Source organism: Agrococcus sp. BE272, assembly GCF_031457935.1.
Classification (GTDB): Bacteria; Actinomycetota; Actinomycetes; order Actinomycetales; family Microbacteriaceae; genus Agrococcus; species Agrococcus sediminis.
Genome location: NZ_JAVDXL010000002.1, coordinates 120,882 through 137,164 on the forward strand (window position 1 = coordinate 120,882; position 16,283 = coordinate 137,164).

Here is a 16,283-nt window from a genome sequence, read left to right on the forward strand (position 1 = left end):
CCATGGCCGCTCCCTCGCTCGACCTGTCCGCGACCGCCGTCGACCTCACCCGCCAGCTCTGCGACATCGACTCCGTCTCCGACAACGAGGGACCCCTCGCCGACGCGATCGAGGCGGCCGTGCGCGCGCACCCGCACCTCGACGTGTCGCGCGTCGGCGACACCGTCGTGGCGCGCACGCACCTCGGGCGCGACCGGCGGGTCGTGATCGCCGGGCACATCGACACCGTGCCGATCAACGGCAACGTGCCGGTGCGCGACGTCGAGGTCGACGGCGAGCCGCACCTGTGGGGCCGCGGCACCGTCGACATGAAGGCGGGCGTCGCCGTGCAGCTCAAGCTCGCCGTCGAGCTCGCCGAGCCGAACGTCGACCTCACGTGGATCTGGTACGACCACGAGGAGGTGGGGGAGGACCGGAACGGCCTGCGCCTGCTGGCCGCCGCCCATCCCGAGCTCATGGAGGGCGACTTCGCCATCCTGGGCGAGCCCTCCAACGGCCACATCGAGGGCGGCTGCAACGGCACGCTCCGCGCCGAGATCCGCACGCGGGGCGTGCGCGCGCACTCGGCGCGCTCGTGGGTCGGCCACAACGCCATCCACGACGCCGCCGAGGTGCTGCAGGTGCTGCAGTCGTACCGGCCGCGGTCGATCGAGGTCGAGGGGCTGACGTTCCGCGAGGGCCTGAACGCCGTCATGATCTCCGGCGGCGTCGCCGGCAACGTCATCCCCGACGAGTGCGTCGTGCAGGTCAACTACCGCTTCGCGCCGTCGCGCTCGGTGCAGGAGGCGACCGAGCACGTCGTCGACCTCTTCGAGGGCTTCGACGTGCGCGTCGTCGACGCGGCAGCGGGCGCCCGCCCCGGCCTCGACGCGCCGCTCGCGCAGGAGTTCATCGACGCCGTCGGCGCGACGCCGCAGCCGAAGTACGGCTGGACCGACGTCGCCCGCTTCTCGGCGCTCGGCATCCCGGCCGTCAACTTCGGCCCCGGCGACCCGACGAAGGCGCACGCCGACGACGAGTCGGTGCCGGTCGCGCAGATCGTCGCGACCGAGGAGAGCCTCCGCACGTGGCTCTCGCGGGCCTGACAGACCGGGGCGCCCGCCTCGCCGAGCGCTGGTGGCTGTGGCCCCTCGCGCTGTGGCTCGTCTCGCGGCTCGTGAGCACGGCGTTCCTCGGTGCCTTCGCGGGCGTGCAGGGGCGCTCGTTCTGGACGCCCGCGGGCCCGGGCCTGCTCGACTACTCGACCATGTGGGACGCCCACTGGTACTACATCGTCGCCATGTCGGGCTACCCGGCCGAGCTGCCGCTCGACGACGACGGGCACGTGGGGGAGAACGCCTGGGCGTTCATGCCCGTCTACCCGGTGCTCGCGCGCGCGATCATGGCGCTCGGGCTGTCGTGGGATGCGGCCGCGGTGCTGCTGTCGGTCGCGGCCTCGGCGGCGTTCGCCCTCGTCGCCTACCGGCTCCTGCAGGAGATCGCGCCGGGCCGCGAGCGGTTCGCGCTCGCGCTCGTGCTGCTGTCGCCCGTCGCGCCCGTGCTGCAGCTCGGCTACGCCGAGTCGCTCTTCCTGCTGCTGCTCGCGGGCGCGCTGCTCGCATGGCGGCTGCGCGCGTGGGAGTGGCTGTGGGTGCTGGTGCCGATCATGTCGCTCACGCGCCCGGGCGGGCTCGCGTTCGCGCTCGCGCTCGGGCTGTGGTTCCTCGTGCGCTGGGTGCGCGAGCGCGACGCGTTCGCGCCGAGGGAGCGGTGGATGCTCGTGGCGCTCGGGGCGTGGAGCGCGCTGTGGGGCTTCGGCTGGCTCATCGCGTGCACCGTGGTCACCGGCAGCATCGACTCCTACCTCGAGACCGAGCTCAGCTGGCGGTCGGCGTACATCGGCCGGCAGGAGCTCGTGCCGTTCACGCCGTGGCCGATCGGGCTCGAGTGGTGGTTCGGGCCGTGGTGGCCCGTGTGGCTCGTCGGCATCGTCGCGGCGGCGGTCGCGCTGCTCGCCGGCCCCTGGGCGCGCGGCGTCGCGCTCGAGGGGCGGCTCTGGACGATCGCGTACCTCGTCTACCTCGCCGCGGTCTGGTTCCCGCAGTCGTCGACGTGGCGGCTGCTGCTGCCGATCTTCCCCGCCGCGGCGATCGTCGCGGCGCTTCGGCCGGGATGGGCGCGGGCGCTCGTGCTCGCCGCGTCGATCGCGCTGCAGCCGGTGTGGATCTGGTTCTGCTGGCACCACATCGCCCCGGACTGGAGCGTGCCGTAGGGCGCACGGCCATGCGCCGCGCCTGCCGGAACTGTCAGCGGGACATGAGACAATAGAGCCACGAGAACTGAAGGGGGAGCCGCATGGCCGCCATGAAACCACGCACCGGCGATGGACCGCTCGAGGCCGTCAAGGAGGGCCGGCTCATCGTCGTCCGCGTCCCGCTCGAGGGCGGAGGCCGGCTGGTCGTCTCCGTGAACGACGAGGAGGCCGCCGCGCTCCACAGGGCGCTGGGCGAGGTCGTCGTCTCCGCATGACACCGGCGGGCCGCTGAGCCCGACAGCTGAAGGGGCCGATCCACTGGCGGATCGGCCCCTTCGCCGTCGGTGCGGCGAGGCTCAGCGGGTGGGCTCGGGGAGCCGCACGATCTGCAGCAGGCCGTCGCCGACGGGCGACACGGCGGCGCGCACGGCGTCGCTCGTCGAGAGCTCCTTCAGCAGCGCCCGCACGTCGGCGACACTGTCGTCGCGCTGCGCGGGATCGGCGACGCGACCGCCGAGCAGGGCGTGCGCGACGAGCACCGAGCCGCCCACGCGCACGAGCGCGAGGGCGTGCTCGACGTACTCGAGGATGCCGGCGGTGTCTGCGTCGAGGAAGACGATGTCGTAGCTCGCCTCGTTCATGCGGGGCAGCAGGTCGCGCGCCTTGCCCGTGATGAGCCGCGCGCGCGTGACCGGGATCCCGGCCTGCGAGAACGCGGCGCGCGCGTGCTGCTGGTGGTCGAGCTCGGTGTCGATCGAGGTGAGGGTCGCGCCCGGGGCCCCGCGCAGCAGCCACAGGCCGCTCACGCCGGCGCCGGTGCCGACCTCCAGGATGGCGTTCGCCTGCGTCGCCGCGGCGACGGCGGCGAGCTGCGCCCCGACGCTGGGCGCGACGGCGGTGATGCCGAGCTCGCCGGAGGCGTCTCGTGCTGCGGTGAGCACCTCGTCCTCGGCGGCGAGGTCGTCGAGGTACTTGGCGATGAGCGATGGTGTCTGCACGGTTCCTCCGCCCGCGAGCCTACCGAGCCCGGCGCATCCGGCGCCCCGCGGCTCGCCGCCCGGAGGAGCACCAGTGCGGCTCGACTACCCTGGAGGGGTGTCCTTCGCCGGCATCACCCTCGACAAGCTGCTGCTCATCGCGCTGCTCGCGGCCTTCCTCATCGGCCCCGAGCGGCTGCCCGCGCTCGCCGAGAAGCTCGGCGCCCTCGTGCGTGGCCTGCGCGACCTCGCCGGCGGCGCGAAGGAGCGGATGCGCGAGGAGATGGGGCCGGAGTTCGACGAGGTCGACTGGCAGAAGCTCGACCCGCGGCAGTACGACCCCCGCCGCATCGTGATGGAGGCGCTGCGCGACCCGCCCGAGGACTTCGCGAGCGCGTCGGCGAAGGCGTCGGTCGCGACCGTCACGGGCCTGCCCGCGCGACCGTCGGGCCCGATGCGGTTCGACGACGAGGCGACCTAGCCCCGCGCGGGGCTCACGCGGGTGCGAGCGGCAGGCTGCGGCGGGCGATCGGCCGCGTGCCGCGGAGCGCCTCGGCGAGCGCGATGACCGCGGCGGCCGCCGGGTCGGTCGGCTCGGCAGCGACGACCGGCGCGCCCGCGTCGCCGCCGGCGCGCAGCGCGACCGACAGCGGGATGCGCGCGAGCAGCGGCACGCCGAGCCGCCTGGCGGCCTCGTCGCCGCCGCCCGCGCCGAAGAGCTCGAGGATCGTGCCGTCGGGCTGCGCGAGCCCGGCCATGTTCTCGACGACGCCCAGCACCCGCTGCCCGGTCTGCCGCGCCACCTCGGCGGCGCGCTCGGCGACGTCGGCCGCCGCGCGCTGCGGGGTCGTCACGACCAGCACCTCCGCGTGCGGCAGCAGCTGGCCGAGCGAGATCGCCACGTCGCCGGTGCCCGGCGGCATGTCGATGAGCAGCACGTCGAGGTCGCCCCACCAGACGTCGGCGAGGAACTGCTGCAGCGTGCGATGCAGCATGGGCCCGCGCCACGACACGGAGCGGTTGCCGTCGACGAACATGCCGATCGAGACGAGCCGCACGCCGTGCGCCTCCGGCGGCATCATCATGTCGCCGACGCGCGTGGGCCGGGCGTCGGTGCCGAGCAGCGCCGGGATCGAGTAGCCGTGCACGTCGGCGTCGATCACGCCGACCGAGAGCCCGCGCGCCGCGAGCGCGACCGCGAGATTGGCCGTGACGGTCGACTTCCCCACGCCGCCCTTGCCGCTCGCGACGGCGATGATGCGCGTCAGGGTGCCGGGGCCAAGCTGCGCCGGGCGCGAGCCGCGCAGCCGCTCGACGAGGGCCTGCCGCACGGCGGGCGCCATGACGCCGACCTCGACCTCCACGCGCTCGACGCCCGGCACCGACGCGGCCGCCTGCCGCACATCCGCCTGGATCCGGTCGGCCGCCGGGCACGCGGCCACCGTGAGCTCGAGCCGGATGCGCGCGACCGGGCCGTCGAGGACGGCCTCGGGGATCATGTCGAGCTCGACGAGCGGCCGCCGGATCTCGGGGTCGACGACCGTCGCGAGCGCCCGGGCGAGCGCAGGATCGATCGTCACTGCGGGGCGCGCCGCTCGTCGAGGTCGTCGACGAACGACTTCAGCTCGGCGCGGATGAACTCGCGGGTGGCCATGTCGCGCATCGCCATGCGCAGGGCCACGACCTCGCGGGCGAGGTACTCGGTGTCGTTGAGGTTGCGCTCGGCGCGCAGGCGGTCCTGCTCGATCTGCACGCGGTCGCGGTCGTCCTGCCGGTTCTGCGCGAGCAGCAGCAGGGGGGCGGCGTAGGAGGCCTGCAGGCTGAGCACGAGGGTCAGCAGCGGGAAGCCCTGATCCTGCGGGTCGAACTGCGCCTCGGGTGGCGTGAGCGAGTTGTAGCCGAGCCAGAAGGTGACGAAGATCGTCATCCCGATCAGGAACGCGGGCGTGCCCATCGCGCGCGCGAACGACTCGGTGAAGCGGCCGAAGCGGTCCTTCGACTCGGGCATGCGGATGCCGCGGCGCGACTTCGGGCGCGCGAACCGGTCGTCGCGCTCAGCCACGCGGCGCCTCCTCCTGCGCGCGCCAGTCCTCGGGCAGCAGGTGGTCGAGCACGTCGTCGATCGTCACGACGCCCACGAGCCGGCCCGCCGGGTCGACGACGGGCACCGACACGAGGTTGTAGGCGGCGAGCTGGCGCGTGACCTCGGCGGCGGAGGTGGAGGACAGCACGGGCTCGATCTGGTCGTCGAGCAGCGTGCCGACGCGCTCGTTGGGCGGGTAGCGCAGCAGGCGCTGGAAGTGCACCATCCCGAGGAAGCGGCCGGTCGGCGCCTCGTACGGCGGCAGCGTGACGCAGATGGCGGCGGCGAGCGCCGGCGCGACCTCGTGGCGGCGGATGAGCGCGAGGGCCTCGGCGACGGTGGCGTCCGAGGCGAGGATGATGGGCTCGGTCGTCATGAGCCCGCCCGCGGTGTCGGCGCCGAACGCGAGCAGCATGCGCACGTCCTCCGCCTCCTCGGGGTCCATGAGCTCGAGGAGCGCCTCACCGCGGTCGGTGGGCATGTGCGCGATGAGGTCGGCGGCGTCGTCCGGCTCCATCTGGTCGAGCACGTCGGCGGCGCGGTCGTCCTCGAGCGCGTTGAGGATCTGGATCTGCCGATCCTCGTGCATCTCCTCGAGGATGTCGGCGAGCCGGTCGTCCGAGAGGTCCTCGGCGACCTCCATCATGCGCTGCTGCGGCAGGTCGAGCATCGCCGACGCGGCGTCGGCCGCGGGCAGCTCCTCGAGCGAGGCGAGCAGGTGCTCGGTGTCGTGCTCGGCGCCCGGCTCGTGCTGCACCTCGTGCCAGCGCGCGAGCGCCGTCGGGCCCTTGCCGAACGGGCCGGTCTTCGGCTTGCGCAGGAAGAGCTCGTCGACCTCCCACTCGCCGGGCCCGCGCTCGGCGATCGAGAGGTCCTCGAGCGTCGCGCCCGAGCCGTCGCGCAGGCGCACCTGGCGCCCGAGCACGTCGGCGAGCAGCAGGCGCTCGCCGCCGCGCTGGCGGAAGCGGCGGTCGCTGATGGCGGAGGCGATGAGCTGCCCGCCGCCGATCGACAGCAGCCGGCCGATCGAGAGGAAGACCTTCTGGCGGCTCGTGTCCTCGACGACGAGGCCGACGACGCGCGGGGAGGCATCCTGCCGCGGCACCGTCACCACATCGCGCACCTTGCCGATCCGCTCCCCGGCGGGGTCGAAGACGCCCGCGCCGGCGAGGCGCGCGACGAAGACGGTGGGTGCGCTCATGCCGTCCAACGTACCGCGCGCGGTGACGCCGACAGCGAACCGGACCGGGCCGCGCGGGACGGGCGTGGGAGACTGGGAAGGTGAGCATGTTCCAGGGAGCAGCGCGCGGAGACCAGCAGCTGCCGCGCGGCGTGGTCGTGGCGTCGTTCGAGACGTACGAGCAGGCGCAGGCGGCGATCGCGAAGGTGTCGGGCGCCGACGCCGACCTCGCGGGCCTCGCCATCGTCGGCAACGACCTGAAGATCGTCGAGCGCATCACCGGCCGCCTCACCTGGGGCAAGGTCGCCGGCGCGGGCGCGCTGCGGGGCCTCGGCTTCGGCGCGTTCATCGGCCTCGTCTACATGCTCTTCGTGCCCGAGGCGATCAGCTCGGTGCTGCTGTTCCCGCTCCTCGGCCTCGCCTTCGGCATCCTGCTCGGCGTGCTCTCGCACGCGATGACGCGGCGCAAGCGCGACTACGCCTCGGTGCAGCAGGTGCTCGCGGGCCGCTACGACGTGATGGCGCCGCAGCAGACCGCAGGCAAGGCCATGCACATCATCGGGCAGCGCGGCACGCCGGTGCCGACCGAGGAGCCGGAGGCCGCGCCGACCGCGCAGCAGCCGGCAGCGCCGCCGATGCCCGAGCAACTGCCGCCCCCGGGTGCCGCGACCCCGCCCGAGCAGCCCTCAGACGAGCGCCGCTGAGCTGCGCGCCGCCTCGCGCACCGCGTCGGTGACGAGGTCGAGCAGCGGCGAGGCGAGGTTCCAGCGCTGCCAGTGCAGCGGCACCTCGATGCCGTCATCGGCGAGCTGCACGAGCGAGCCGTCGGCGACGCCCGCCTCGTACTGGCCCGGCAGCAGCATGCCCCAGCCCAGGCCCATCCGGATCGCCTCGGCGTACTCGGCCGAGGCGCTGATGATGTGGCGCGGCGCCTCGGCGCGGGCGCGGTGGCGCCGCGCGAAGGCCGCCTGCAGCGTGTCGTGCAGGTCGAAGTCGACGATCGGCGCGCGCTCGAGGGCACTCCGCGTCGGCCCGTCCGCGAACCAGCGCTCGGCGAAGGCGCGCTCGGCGACGGCGACGTAGCGCATCCGGCCGAGCGGGCTCGAGACGCAGCCCGCGACGGGCGTGCGCTGCGAGGTCACCGCGGCCATGACCGAGCCCTGCTCGAGCAGCTGCGCGGTGCGCTCCTGATCCTCGCGGCGGATGTCGAAGGTCACGTCGCGCTGGGCGGCGACCGCGCCGAGCGCCGGCAGGAACCACGTGATGAGCGAGTCGGCGTTGACCGCGAGCGGGATGCGGGGAGCGGCGGCCTCCTCGCCGAGCGCGACGCGGGTGTCATGCTCGAGCAGCGCGACCTGCCGCGCGAGGCGCACGAGCGGCTCGCCGGCCTCGGTCGCGCGCACCGGCTTCGTGCGGCGCAGCACGACCCGGCCGACCCGCTGCTCGATGGCACGGATGCGCTGGCTCACGGCGCTCGGGGTGATGCCGAGCTGCGCGGCGGCCCGGTCGAGCGTGCCCGCGTCGACGGCGGCGGCGAGCGTGCGCAGCTGATCGAGGGGCAGGTCCATGTCCCGATCGTAGATGAAGCGGAGCTTCCGATGCTGCAGGATCCTTCGCTGGTCTGCAGGTGCCGGCGAGCATAGCCTCGAGCCCGTGGATCAGCAGCTCATCGCCCTCGCCTCGGGCCTCGGCGCCTCGCTCGGGCTCATCATCGCCATCGGCGCGCAGAACGTGCACGTGCTGCGGCAGGGCATGCGCCGCGAGCACGTCGGGCTCGTGATCGCGATCTGCGCGGTGTCGGATGCGCTGCTCGAGACCGCGGGCGTCGCGGGCCTCGGCGCGGTGATCTCGGGCATCCCGTGGCTCGAGGCGGTCGCCCGGTGGGGCGGCGCGCTCTTCCTGCTCGTCTACGCGGCGCTCGCCGCGCGCCGCGCGTGGCGCGGCGACGACCGGCTCGAACTCACGCCGGAGCCCGTCGGGGAGGGCCGGGCGGCACCGGGCGCGCCCGCCGGCACCGCGGTCGCCCGGCGCTCGGCGTCGGCGCTGTCGGTCGCGGGCACGACGCTCGCCATCACCTGGCTCAACCCGCACGTGTACCTCGACACGGTGGTGCTGCTCGGCTCCGTCTCGACCGGCTTCGCCGACGACCGCTGGTGGTTCCTCGCCGGCTCGATCGCGGGCTCGGTCGTCTGGTTCACGGCGCTCGGCCTCGGCGCGCGCCTGCTCGCCCCCGTGCTCCGCACCCGACGCGCGTGGCGCATCCTCGACGCCGGCATCGCGGCCGTCATGCTCGCGATCGCCATCGCCCTCGTCGCGGGCTGAGCGTCAGCGCTCGCGCACTCGACGCATCCACGCCTCCACCTCGTCGGCGGTGCGGGGGATCGCGCCCGAGAGGTTCCGGGCGCCGTCGGCGGTGACGACGATGTCGTCCTCGATGCGCACGCCGATGCCGCGCAGCTCCTCCGGCACGGTGAGGTCGTCGGCCTGGAAGTAGAGGCCTGGCTCGATCGTGAAGACCATCCCCTCGCGCACGACGCCGTCGTGGTAGAAGTCGCGGCGGGCGGCGGCGCAGTCGTGCACGTCGAGGCCGAGGTGGTGGCTCGTGCCGTGCACCATCCAGCGACGGTGCAGCTGCTGGTCGGGCTCGAGGCTCTGCTCGGCCGGGATCGGCAGCAGGCCCCACTCGGCGGTGCGGCGCGCGATGACCTCCATCGCGGCGGCGTGCACCTCCTTGAAGACGATGCCCGGCCGCACGATCGCGAACGCCGCGTCGGCCGCCTCGAGCACCGCGTCGTAGACCTTGCGCTGCAGCTCGGTGAACTCGCCCGAGATGGGCAGCGTGCGCGTGATGTCGGCGGTGTAGAGGCTGTCGACCTCGACGCCCGCGTCGAGCAGGATCAGGTCGCCCTCGCGCACCCGGCCGTCGTTGCGCGTCCAGTGCAGGTAGCAGGCGTGGTGGCCGGAGGCGGCGATCGTGTCGTAGCCGACCGCGTTGCCGTCGAGCCGCGCGCGACGGTGGAAGGCGCCCTCCACGACGCGCTCGCCGCGCTCGTGCCGGGTCGCCTCGGCGAGGTCGGCGATCACGTCGTCGAAGCCGCGCGCGGTCGCGTCGACCGCGGCCTGCACCTCGGCGATCTCGTGCGCGTCCTTCACGAGCCGCAGCTCCGACAGGTCGCGCGCGAGCACGTCGCCGTCGGGGTTCGCGCCCGCGACCATCGCCTCGACCGCGGCGTCGGCGCCGGTGACGACCAGTGCATCCGCCTCGCCTCCGGCCTCGAGCGCGCCCGCGAGGCCGTCGAGGTCGGCGACGCGGAGGCCGAGCTCCGCGGCGACGTGGTCGAGCGACGGGCGCGGGCCGACCCAGAACTCGCCGATCGCGGGGTTGGCGTAGAACTCGGTCGTGCCGCGGCCGGCGGGCCCGCGGAAGTAGAGGGTCGCCTCGTGGCCGTCGCCCGCGGGCTCGAGCACGAGCACCGAGTCGGGCTCGGCGTCGGAGCCCCAGCCGGTGAGGTAGGTGAAGTCGGGGTGCGGCCGGAACGGGTAGTCGGTGTCGTTCGAGCGCACCTTGAGCCCGCCCGCGGGGATCACGAGGCGCACGCCCGGGTGCATCGCCGAGATGCGCGCCCGGCGCTCGGCGGCGGGGGCGGCGGATGCGCGCGGCGCGGGCGTCGTCGCCTCGCGCTCGGCCCAGCCGGTCTGCACCTGCTCGGTGAACGCCGATCCCGTCGGCGTGGTGGAACGGTTGGTCGTGCCCTGCATCGTCGTCGACTCGCTCATGGGCCCCATCATCCCACCGCCGAGGAGGCTCGCAGGCCCGCGATCTAGACTTCCCCGATGCGCGTGCCGGCACCGATCGACCTCAGCGGGATCGACCCGATCGCGCCCGAGGAGGTGCGCGTGTGGGCGCGCGACTACGCCTTCGCGGCGCACATGCACGTGCGCTCCGCGCTCGACCCGTCGCCGCCGCGGCTCACGGGGATGCCGGGCGCCCGCGTGCACGCGGTGCTGATCCCCGGCGTCGTCGAGACGTGGCGCTTCATGGAGCCGCTCGCGAAGCGGCTCGTGCACGCCGGGCACGCGGTGCACTTCGTGCCCGACCTCGGCCGCAACCTGCGCCCGGTGCTCGAGTCGGCGCCCGTCGTCGGGGCGGTCGTCGATCGCGTCGCCGCCGCGCACCCGCACGCGCGCATCGTGCTCGTCGGCCACTCGAAGGGCGGCCTGATCGGCAAGCGCGTGCTCGTCGACCGCGCGCTCGACGCGGCGCAGGCGCAGCCGGCCGGCCTCGTGGCGCTCGCCACGCCGTTCGCCGGCTCGTCGCGCGCCAGGCTGCTGCCGGGCGGCTACATCCGCGAGTTCGACCCGTCGAACGCGATGCTCGCCGCGCTCGCGGCCGAGCGCAGCGCCGACGCCCGCATCCGCGTCGTGCTGCCGCGCATCGACCCGCACGTGCCGCAGAACCGCGTGCCCGAGGGCATGCGCGGCGTGCGCCTCGAGGCCGCCGGGCACTTCCGGCCGCTCGCGACCCGGGAGGCGGCGGATGCGGTGCTCGCGGCGATCGCGGAGCTCACGGGCGAGTCGGCCGCGTCGCCCGCACCCCCGGCTCAGCCGCGGTAGCGCAGCTGCACGAGCACCGGCCGGTGGTCGGTGCCGACGTCGTCGAGCCCCGTCAGCACGCGCGCGGCGACCGGCTCCCAGTCGGGCGTCGCGACCACGTGGTCGATCTGCGCGCCGAGCCACGGCGGCGCCCACGTCGGCCACGAGCCGACCGCGCCCGCGCCCACGGCGCTCGCGGCGTCGCGGCACGTGCCGAGGTCGCCGCCGTCGGTGCGCGTCGACCACCAGTGGTCGAGGGTCGAGTTGAAGTCGCCGGCCATCACGACCGAGTCGGAGCCGTCGCAGAGGCCCGCGACGAAGTCGAGGTCGGCGCGCCAGTTGCGCATCTGCTGCGGCACCGGCGCGACCGGGTGGGCCGACACGAGCACCGGCCCGTCGCCGTCGTCGGGTCGCGCCACGACGGTCGGCAGCGTGCGCGTGCCGCCGACCGACAGGTCGGTCGTATACTCGCCGAGGGCGGCCGAGATGAGCAGCGTCGTGTTGAGCGCGCCGTAGCTGGGGGAGTAGTCGGTGGTGTGCACCCAGAACGGGTTGCCGCGCGCGCCGAGCAGCTCGGCGACCTCGACGCCCAACGGCAGCGTCGTCTCGGGCAGCATCACCGCATCCGCCCCCGTCTCGTCGACGACGCGCGCGATCTCCTCGGCGCCGGGCTCGTCGCCGAGGGTGTTCCAGGTGAGCACGATGAGGTCGTCGGAGGCGCGGTCGAGCGACTGCGCGTCGTCGAGGCCGCGCGAGGCGTGGATGCCGCCCGAGACGAGCGCGAACACCAGCAGCATCGACACGACGCCGAGCACGAAGGGCCGCACGCGCCGCCAGCCGACGAAGCACAGCGCGACGACCGCGAGCGCGAGCGCGATGCCGATGACGCCCACCCGCATCGACACCACCTGGGCCACGACCGGCGCCTGCTCGAGCCCGAGCGCCTGGGGCCACGCGGCGAGCGCGAGGCACGCGGCGATCACGAGGGCGAGCAGCCAGCCGAGGATCACGAGCATCACGGCGAGCGTAGTCTTCCAGGGTGGAGCACGACTGGGAGGGCATCGGCCCCATCGACCTGCACGCGCACTCGCGCGAGTCGGACGGCACGGATGCGCCCGGCGACGTCGTGCGGGCGGCCGCGGCCGCGGGGCTCGGTGCCGTCGCCCTCACCGACCACGACACGGTCGCAGGCTGGGCGGAGGCCGCGGTCGCGGCGATCGACAGCGGCATCGTGCTCATCCCGGGCGTCGAGTTCTCGGCGCAGATCGGTCCGGCGAGCGTGCACGTGCTCGGCTACCTGCTCGACCCGGAGGCCGAGGCGTTCATCGGCGAGCGCGAGCGCATCCGGCTCGAGCGCGTCGAGCGCGCCGAGCGCATGGTGCACGCGATCGGCCAGGACTACCCGCTCACGTGGCAGCACGTCGAGGAGCACTCCGCGCCCGGCGCCACGATCGGCCGCCCCCACATCGCCGACGCGCTCGTCACGCTCGGCATCGTCGCGGACCGGTCGGCCGCGTTCGAGGGCATCCTGCACTGGCAGGGCGGCTACTACCAGCCGCACCACGCGCCGGCGCCCGAGGAGGCGATCGGCATCATCAAGGACGCGGGCGGCGTCGCCGTGCTCGCGCACCCGGCGGCGCGCGGGCGCGCGGTGATGCGGATGGGCTCGCTCGGCGACCTGGTCGGCGCCGGCCTCGACGGCGTCGAGGTGTGGCACCGCGACAACGACGAGCCCTCCCGGCGCCAGCTGCTCGCCGACGCCGAGCGGCTGTCGCTGCTCGTCACCGGCTCGAGCGACTACCACGGCGACGGCAAGCCGAACCGGCTGGGGGAGCACACCACCGACCCCGCCGTGCTCGCCGAGATCGTGCGCCGCGCGACCGGCTGGGCCCCGGTCATCCCCGCCTGACACGCGCGGCGGCGCCCCGTCCGCGCCCCGTCCGCAGCGCGACCGGTCGAGTGGCGCCCCCGGCGGTCCAGTGGCGCCTGCGGTCATCGAGTGGCGCCCCCGGCGATCGAGTGGCGCCCGCGGCGATCGAGTGGCGCCCCCGGCGATCGAGTGGCGCTTCCGGGGAATGACTGGCGCCTCCGGTCATCGACAGGCGGAAGCGCGAGGTCAGCCGGCCGTCGCCGCTCGATCGCACAAGCCGCCACTCGATCGCGCGGGGCGCCACTCGATCGCGGGAGGCGCCACTCGGGGGAGGCGGGGCGCGGGCGGGGCGCACGACGACGGCCGCCCCGCGGAGTGCGGAGCGGCCGTCGAGCGGATGCGCGGTGCGCGGCGGGCGGTCAGGCCTGCGCGGGCGGCGGGGTGGCCGAGCCCGAGCGGCTGCGGCGGCGCCGACGGCGCGCCGGGGCGGCGTTGCCGTCGTGGTGCTCGGTGCCGCCGCCGTCGTGCGTGCCGCGTCCCTCGGGCGCGGGCACCGCGTCCGTGGTCCGGGGCTGGCCCTCGCCGCCCGAGCGGCCGCGGCCGCCGCGACGACGGCGCGGGCGGTCGCCCTCGGCGCGCTCGCGGCCGGGCGCCTCGGCGCGCGCGCCGGGCGCGACGCCCTCGCGCTTGGCCTCCTTGTTGGGCGGCGTCGCGTGCAGGCGGCCCTTGACCCCGGCCGGGATGTTGAGGTCGCTGTAGAGGTGCGGGCTCGACGAGTAGGTCTCGACCGGCTCGGGGCGCCCGAACTCGAGCGCGCGGTCGATGAGCGCCCACTTGTGCAGGTCGTCCCAGTCGACGAACGTGACGGCGATGCCGGTGCGGCCGGCGCGGCCGGTGCGGCCGACGCGGTGCAGGTAGGCCTTCTCGTCCTCGGGGATCGTGTGGTTGATGACGTGCGTGATGTCATCGACGTCGATGCCGCGGGCGGCGACGTCGGTCGCGATGAGCACGTCCTTCTTGCCGGCCTTGAACTGCGCCATGGCGCGCTCGCGCGCCTCCTGGCTCATGTCGCCGTGGACGGCGGCGGCCGAGAAGCCGCGGTCGATGAGCTCCTCGGTGAGCCGCGAGGCGGCGCGCTTCGTGCGCGTGAAGACGACGGCCTTGCCCCGGCCCTCGGCCTGCAGGATGCGGGCGACGACCTCGTCCTTGTCGAGCGAGTGCGCCCGGTAGACGACGTGCTGGATGTTGGCCTGCGCGATGGTCTCGTCGACGTCGGTCGCGCGGATGTGCAGCGGCCGCGACATGAAGCGGCGCGCGAGGGCGACGACCGCGCCCGGCATGGTGGCCGAGAACAGCATCGTGTGCCGCACCGCGGGGGTCTTCGAGAAGATCTTCTCGACGTCGGGCAGGAACCCGAGGTCGAGCATCTTGTCGGCCTCGTCGAGCACCATCTCCTTCACGTTGGAGAGGTCGAGGATGCGCTGCTGCACGAGGTCGAGGAGGCGGCCGGGGGTGCCGACCACGATCTGCGCGCCGGCCTTCAGCTGGTCGATCTGGCCCTCGTACGCCTTGCCGCCGTAGATGGAGACGACCGTCGTCGGACGGTTGGAGGTGATGAGCTCCATGTCCTCGGTCACCTGCACGGCGAGCTCGCGGGTGGGCACCACGATGAGCGCCTGCACGCCGGCCGCGGGCTCGGCGCCGAGGCGCTGCGCGAGCGGCAGGCCGAACGCGAAGGTCTTGCCGGTGCCGGTCTTGGCCTGGCCGATGATGTCCTGGCCCGACAGCGCGAGCGGGATCGTCTGCGTCTGGATCGGGAAGGGCTCGAGGATGCCGCGGTCGGCGAGGGCCTGGACCATGTCGGCGTCGATGGAGAGGTCTTGGAAGGTCAAGAGGGTTCCGCCTGTTCGTCTACTCCGACCAGCGTACCCGGGGGCGTGCGGGCGGGGCCGCATCGCGGCCCTAGACTGCTCGACTGTGGTGAAGTGGTTCGACAGGACGCCGCGCGACGTGACGCGCCAGCTGCTGCGGCATCACCGCGTCCCGGTGGTCGGCGACCGCGTGCTGCTGCAGGACGTGCGGCCCGCGCTCGTGCCGTTCGTCGGCCAGGCGCTCGGCCTCGAGCTCGACCTCGTGGCGAAGGCCGGCCGCGTGCTGGAGCAGGCGCCGTCGCTCGAGACGCAGGTGGCGCTCGCCGACGTGGTGCGCATCCACGCGACCCGCGCGGGGGCGTTCGCGCGCATCCTGGACGGCGAGGGCGTCGAGCCCGAGGAGGCGATGCGCCCGTTCGCCGACGCCACGCGCGACTTCTCGAACCTCGTCGAGGGCGCCGACTGGTACGAGCAGGTGCTCGCGATCCACGTCATCAGCGGCCTGCTCGAGGACTTCTTCGTCGCGATCGTGCCGGGGCTGCCCGAGGACGACCAGGACGCCATGCTGCGGGCGCTCCGCGGCGAGAGCGCGCACGGGCACCTCGTGCGCATCCTCCAGGCCGCGATCCACGCGACGCCGCGGCTCTCCGACCGGCTGGCCGTGTGGGGCCGCCGGCTCGTGGGCGACGCGCTGCTGCAGATGTACCTCGCGGTCAACGGGCCCGACGACTCCGGCCGCGCCGTGCCGAGCCAGCCGCGGCTCGAGCCCGCGTTCAACGACATCGTCGCGTCGCACACCCGCCGCATGGACGAGCTGGGCCTCACGGCCTGAGGCCGAGCCCCGCGGCTCAGGCCGTGTTGGTGGGCGTCAGGCCTTGCGGGCGGTGAGCTCTGCGAGGTACGCGGCGTCCGCGCGCTCGCGGCGCTGCGGCAGGACCTTCGGCAGCGCGACCGCGACGACGAGCGCGGCGACGAGGCTGCCGATCCAGGCCCAGCCGTTGTCGGCTGCGGCGCCGAGCATCGCGGCGACCGTCCACACGACGCCGGCGGCGGCGGCGGGCGCGAGCACGTTGAGGAAGAGGCCCACCCACTCGCGGCCCGGCAGCAGGTAGCGGGCCACGAGCCCGATCGCGGCGCCGAACACCATCGGCACGATGACCAGGATGGGCATCAGGCGACGAAGCCGATCTTGCGCGTCGACTCGCTGCCGATCTCGACGTAGGCGATGTTCGCGCTCGGCACGATGTAGCGGCGCCCCTTCGCGTCGTCGAGCGCGAGGTGCCCGGCCTCGAGCGCGGCGAGCACCGCGGACTCGACCTCCTGGGCGGTCTGCGACGAGTCGAATGCGATCTCGCGTGCCGAGTCCTTGATGCCGATGCGGATGTCCATGCTCCCGAGGATAGGCGATCGGATGCGGCCGTCCCGCCGTGTCCGCCGAGGGCGATCACCGCCCGCGCGCGGCGCTCGCGCCGCCTG

The 16,283-nt window shown here is 74.5% G+C and carries 19 protein-coding genes; 9 read left to right on the forward strand and 10 right to left on the reverse strand.

All coding sequences use genetic code 11. The features are described 5' to 3' along the window. The first annotated feature begins 2 nt into the window (after nucleotides 1-2). From dapE to J2X49_RS06980, 3 genes are all read left to right on the forward strand, one after another. Nucleotides 3-1,085 carry a succinyl-diaminopimelate desuccinylase gene (gene dapE / locus J2X49_RS06970; RefSeq protein ID WP_246991721.1) on the forward strand — a complete coding sequence of 361 codons (1,083 nt, stop codon included), beginning with the start codon at nucleotides 3-5 and terminating at the stop codon, nucleotides 1,083-1,085. Beyond that, a complete protein-coding gene (locus J2X49_RS06975) occupies nucleotides 1,067-2,251 on the forward strand; it encodes a hypothetical protein (RefSeq protein WP_310124272.1) in 1,185 nt (394 codons plus the stop codon). The genes dapE and J2X49_RS06975 overlap by 19 nt, the downstream gene beginning before the upstream one ends. Before the next feature lie 83 nt (nucleotides 2,252-2,334). After that, nucleotides 2,335-2,508 (forward strand): DUF3117 domain-containing protein, encoded by a 174-nt coding sequence (locus J2X49_RS06980; protein ID WP_128189917.1) that lies wholly within the window; start codon nucleotides 2,335-2,337, stop codon nucleotides 2,506-2,508. An 81-nt stretch (nucleotides 2,509-2,589) separates the two neighbouring features. Here J2X49_RS06980 and J2X49_RS06985 read toward each other — a convergent pair whose 3' ends face one another. Next, the gene (locus tag J2X49_RS06985; RefSeq protein ID WP_128189916.1) at nucleotides 2,590-3,231 is read right to left on the reverse strand and encodes an O-methyltransferase; all 642 of its coding nucleotides are present in this window, start codon (nucleotides 3,229-3,231) and stop codon (nucleotides 2,590-2,592) included. Between the two features lie 97 nt (nucleotides 3,232-3,328). Here J2X49_RS06985 and J2X49_RS06990 point away from each other — a divergent pair, with 97 nt between their 5' ends. Beyond that, nucleotides 3,329-3,691, forward strand: coding sequence for a Sec-independent protein translocase TatB (locus J2X49_RS06990; RefSeq protein ID WP_246991717.1), 363 nt, complete (start codon nucleotides 3,329-3,331; stop codon nucleotides 3,689-3,691). Between the two features lie 13 nt (nucleotides 3,692-3,704). Here J2X49_RS06990 and J2X49_RS06995 read toward each other — a convergent pair whose 3' ends face one another. The 3 genes from J2X49_RS06995 to J2X49_RS07005 are packed head-to-tail and all read right to left on the reverse strand — an operon-like array spanning nucleotide 3,705 to nucleotide 6,494. Next, nucleotides 3,705-4,790 carry an Mrp/NBP35 family ATP-binding protein gene (locus J2X49_RS06995; RefSeq protein WP_310124282.1) on the reverse strand — a complete coding sequence of 362 codons (1,086 nt, stop codon included), beginning with the start codon at nucleotides 4,788-4,790 and terminating at the stop codon, nucleotides 3,705-3,707. After that, nucleotides 4,787-5,218 (reverse strand): DUF1003 domain-containing protein, encoded by a 432-nt coding sequence (locus tag J2X49_RS07000; RefSeq protein WP_310125973.1) that lies wholly within the window; start codon nucleotides 5,216-5,218, stop codon nucleotides 4,787-4,789. Before J2X49_RS07000 ends, J2X49_RS06995 begins: the two co-directional genes overlap by 4 nt. Nucleotides 5,219-5,264: 46 nt before the next feature. Then, the gene (locus J2X49_RS07005; RefSeq protein WP_310124285.1) at nucleotides 5,265-6,494 is read right to left on the reverse strand and encodes a magnesium transporter MgtE N-terminal domain-containing protein; all 1,230 of its coding nucleotides are present in this window, start codon (nucleotides 6,492-6,494) and stop codon (nucleotides 5,265-5,267) included. Nucleotides 6,495-6,580: 86 nt separating this feature from the next. On the opposite strand from J2X49_RS07005, the gene J2X49_RS07010 reads away from it, so the two are divergent. After that, on the forward strand, nucleotides 6,581-7,177 hold the full coding sequence (locus tag J2X49_RS07010; RefSeq protein ID WP_310125976.1) for a general stress protein: 597 nt from the start codon (nucleotides 6,581-6,583) through the stop codon (nucleotides 7,175-7,177). On the opposite strand, the gene J2X49_RS07015 is transcribed toward J2X49_RS07010, so the two are convergent. Further along, complete coding sequence (locus J2X49_RS07015; protein ID WP_310124287.1) at nucleotides 7,160-8,041, reverse strand: LysR family transcriptional regulator ArgP; 882 nt, start codon at nucleotides 8,039-8,041, stop codon at nucleotides 7,160-7,162. The two genes, J2X49_RS07010 and J2X49_RS07015, sit on opposite strands and share 18 nt — an antisense overlap. An 85-nt stretch (nucleotides 8,042-8,126) precedes the next feature. Here J2X49_RS07015 and J2X49_RS07020 point away from each other — a divergent pair, with 85 nt between their 5' ends. After that, a complete protein-coding gene (locus J2X49_RS07020; RefSeq protein WP_310124291.1) occupies nucleotides 8,127-8,795 on the forward strand; it encodes a LysE/ArgO family amino acid transporter in 669 nt (222 codons plus the stop codon). A gap of 3 nt (nucleotides 8,796-8,798) precedes the next feature. Here the strand turns inward: J2X49_RS07020 and J2X49_RS07025 are convergent, their stop codons facing one another. After that, complete coding sequence (locus J2X49_RS07025) at nucleotides 8,799-10,250, reverse strand: aminopeptidase P family protein (RefSeq protein ID WP_310124293.1); 1,452 nt, start codon at nucleotides 10,248-10,250, stop codon at nucleotides 8,799-8,801. A gap of 57 nt (nucleotides 10,251-10,307) precedes the next feature. Between J2X49_RS07025 and J2X49_RS07030 the strand changes: the two genes are divergently transcribed. Further along, complete coding sequence (locus J2X49_RS07030; RefSeq protein ID WP_310124297.1) at nucleotides 10,308-11,087, forward strand: hypothetical protein; 780 nt, start codon at nucleotides 10,308-10,310, stop codon at nucleotides 11,085-11,087. Here the strand turns inward: J2X49_RS07030 and J2X49_RS07035 are convergent. Then, a complete protein-coding gene (locus J2X49_RS07035; RefSeq protein WP_310124299.1) occupies nucleotides 11,075-12,082 on the reverse strand; it encodes an endonuclease/exonuclease/phosphatase family protein in 1,008 nt (335 codons plus the stop codon). The genes J2X49_RS07030 and J2X49_RS07035 overlap by 13 nt on opposite strands. A gap of 23 nt (nucleotides 12,083-12,105) precedes the next feature. Between J2X49_RS07035 and J2X49_RS07040 the strand changes: the two genes are divergently transcribed. Next, nucleotides 12,106-12,975 (forward strand): PHP domain-containing protein, encoded by an 870-nt coding sequence (locus tag J2X49_RS07040; protein ID WP_310124301.1) that lies wholly within the window; start codon nucleotides 12,106-12,108, stop codon nucleotides 12,973-12,975. A 380-nt stretch (nucleotides 12,976-13,355) separates the two neighbouring features. Here the strand turns inward: J2X49_RS07040 and J2X49_RS07045 are convergent, their stop codons facing one another. Continuing rightward, on the reverse strand, nucleotides 13,356-14,795 hold the full coding sequence (locus J2X49_RS07045; RefSeq protein WP_192575897.1) for a DEAD/DEAH box helicase: 1,440 nt from the start codon (nucleotides 14,793-14,795) through the stop codon (nucleotides 13,356-13,358). A 121-nt stretch (nucleotides 14,796-14,916) separates the two neighbouring features. Here J2X49_RS07045 and J2X49_RS07050 point away from each other — a divergent pair, with 121 nt between their 5' ends. Beyond that, nucleotides 14,917-15,639: a ferritin-like fold-containing protein gene (locus tag J2X49_RS07050; protein WP_246991701.1), complete on the forward strand. Its 723-nt coding sequence runs from the start codon at nucleotides 14,917-14,919 to the stop codon at nucleotides 15,637-15,639. 36 nt (nucleotides 15,640-15,675) lie between these two features. Here J2X49_RS07050 and J2X49_RS07055 read toward each other — a convergent pair whose 3' ends face one another. Together J2X49_RS07055 and J2X49_RS07060 are read right to left on the reverse strand one after the other, a co-directional pair. Beyond that, a complete protein-coding gene (locus J2X49_RS07055) occupies nucleotides 15,676-15,978 on the reverse strand; it encodes a hypothetical protein (RefSeq protein ID WP_310124306.1) in 303 nt (100 codons plus the stop codon). Next, nucleotides 15,978-16,196: a DUF3107 domain-containing protein gene (locus tag J2X49_RS07060; RefSeq protein WP_128190749.1), complete on the reverse strand. Its 219-nt coding sequence runs from the start codon at nucleotides 16,194-16,196 to the stop codon at nucleotides 15,978-15,980. The genes J2X49_RS07055 and J2X49_RS07060 overlap by 1 nt, the downstream gene beginning before the upstream one ends. Nucleotides 16,197-16,283: the final 87 nt, after the last annotated feature.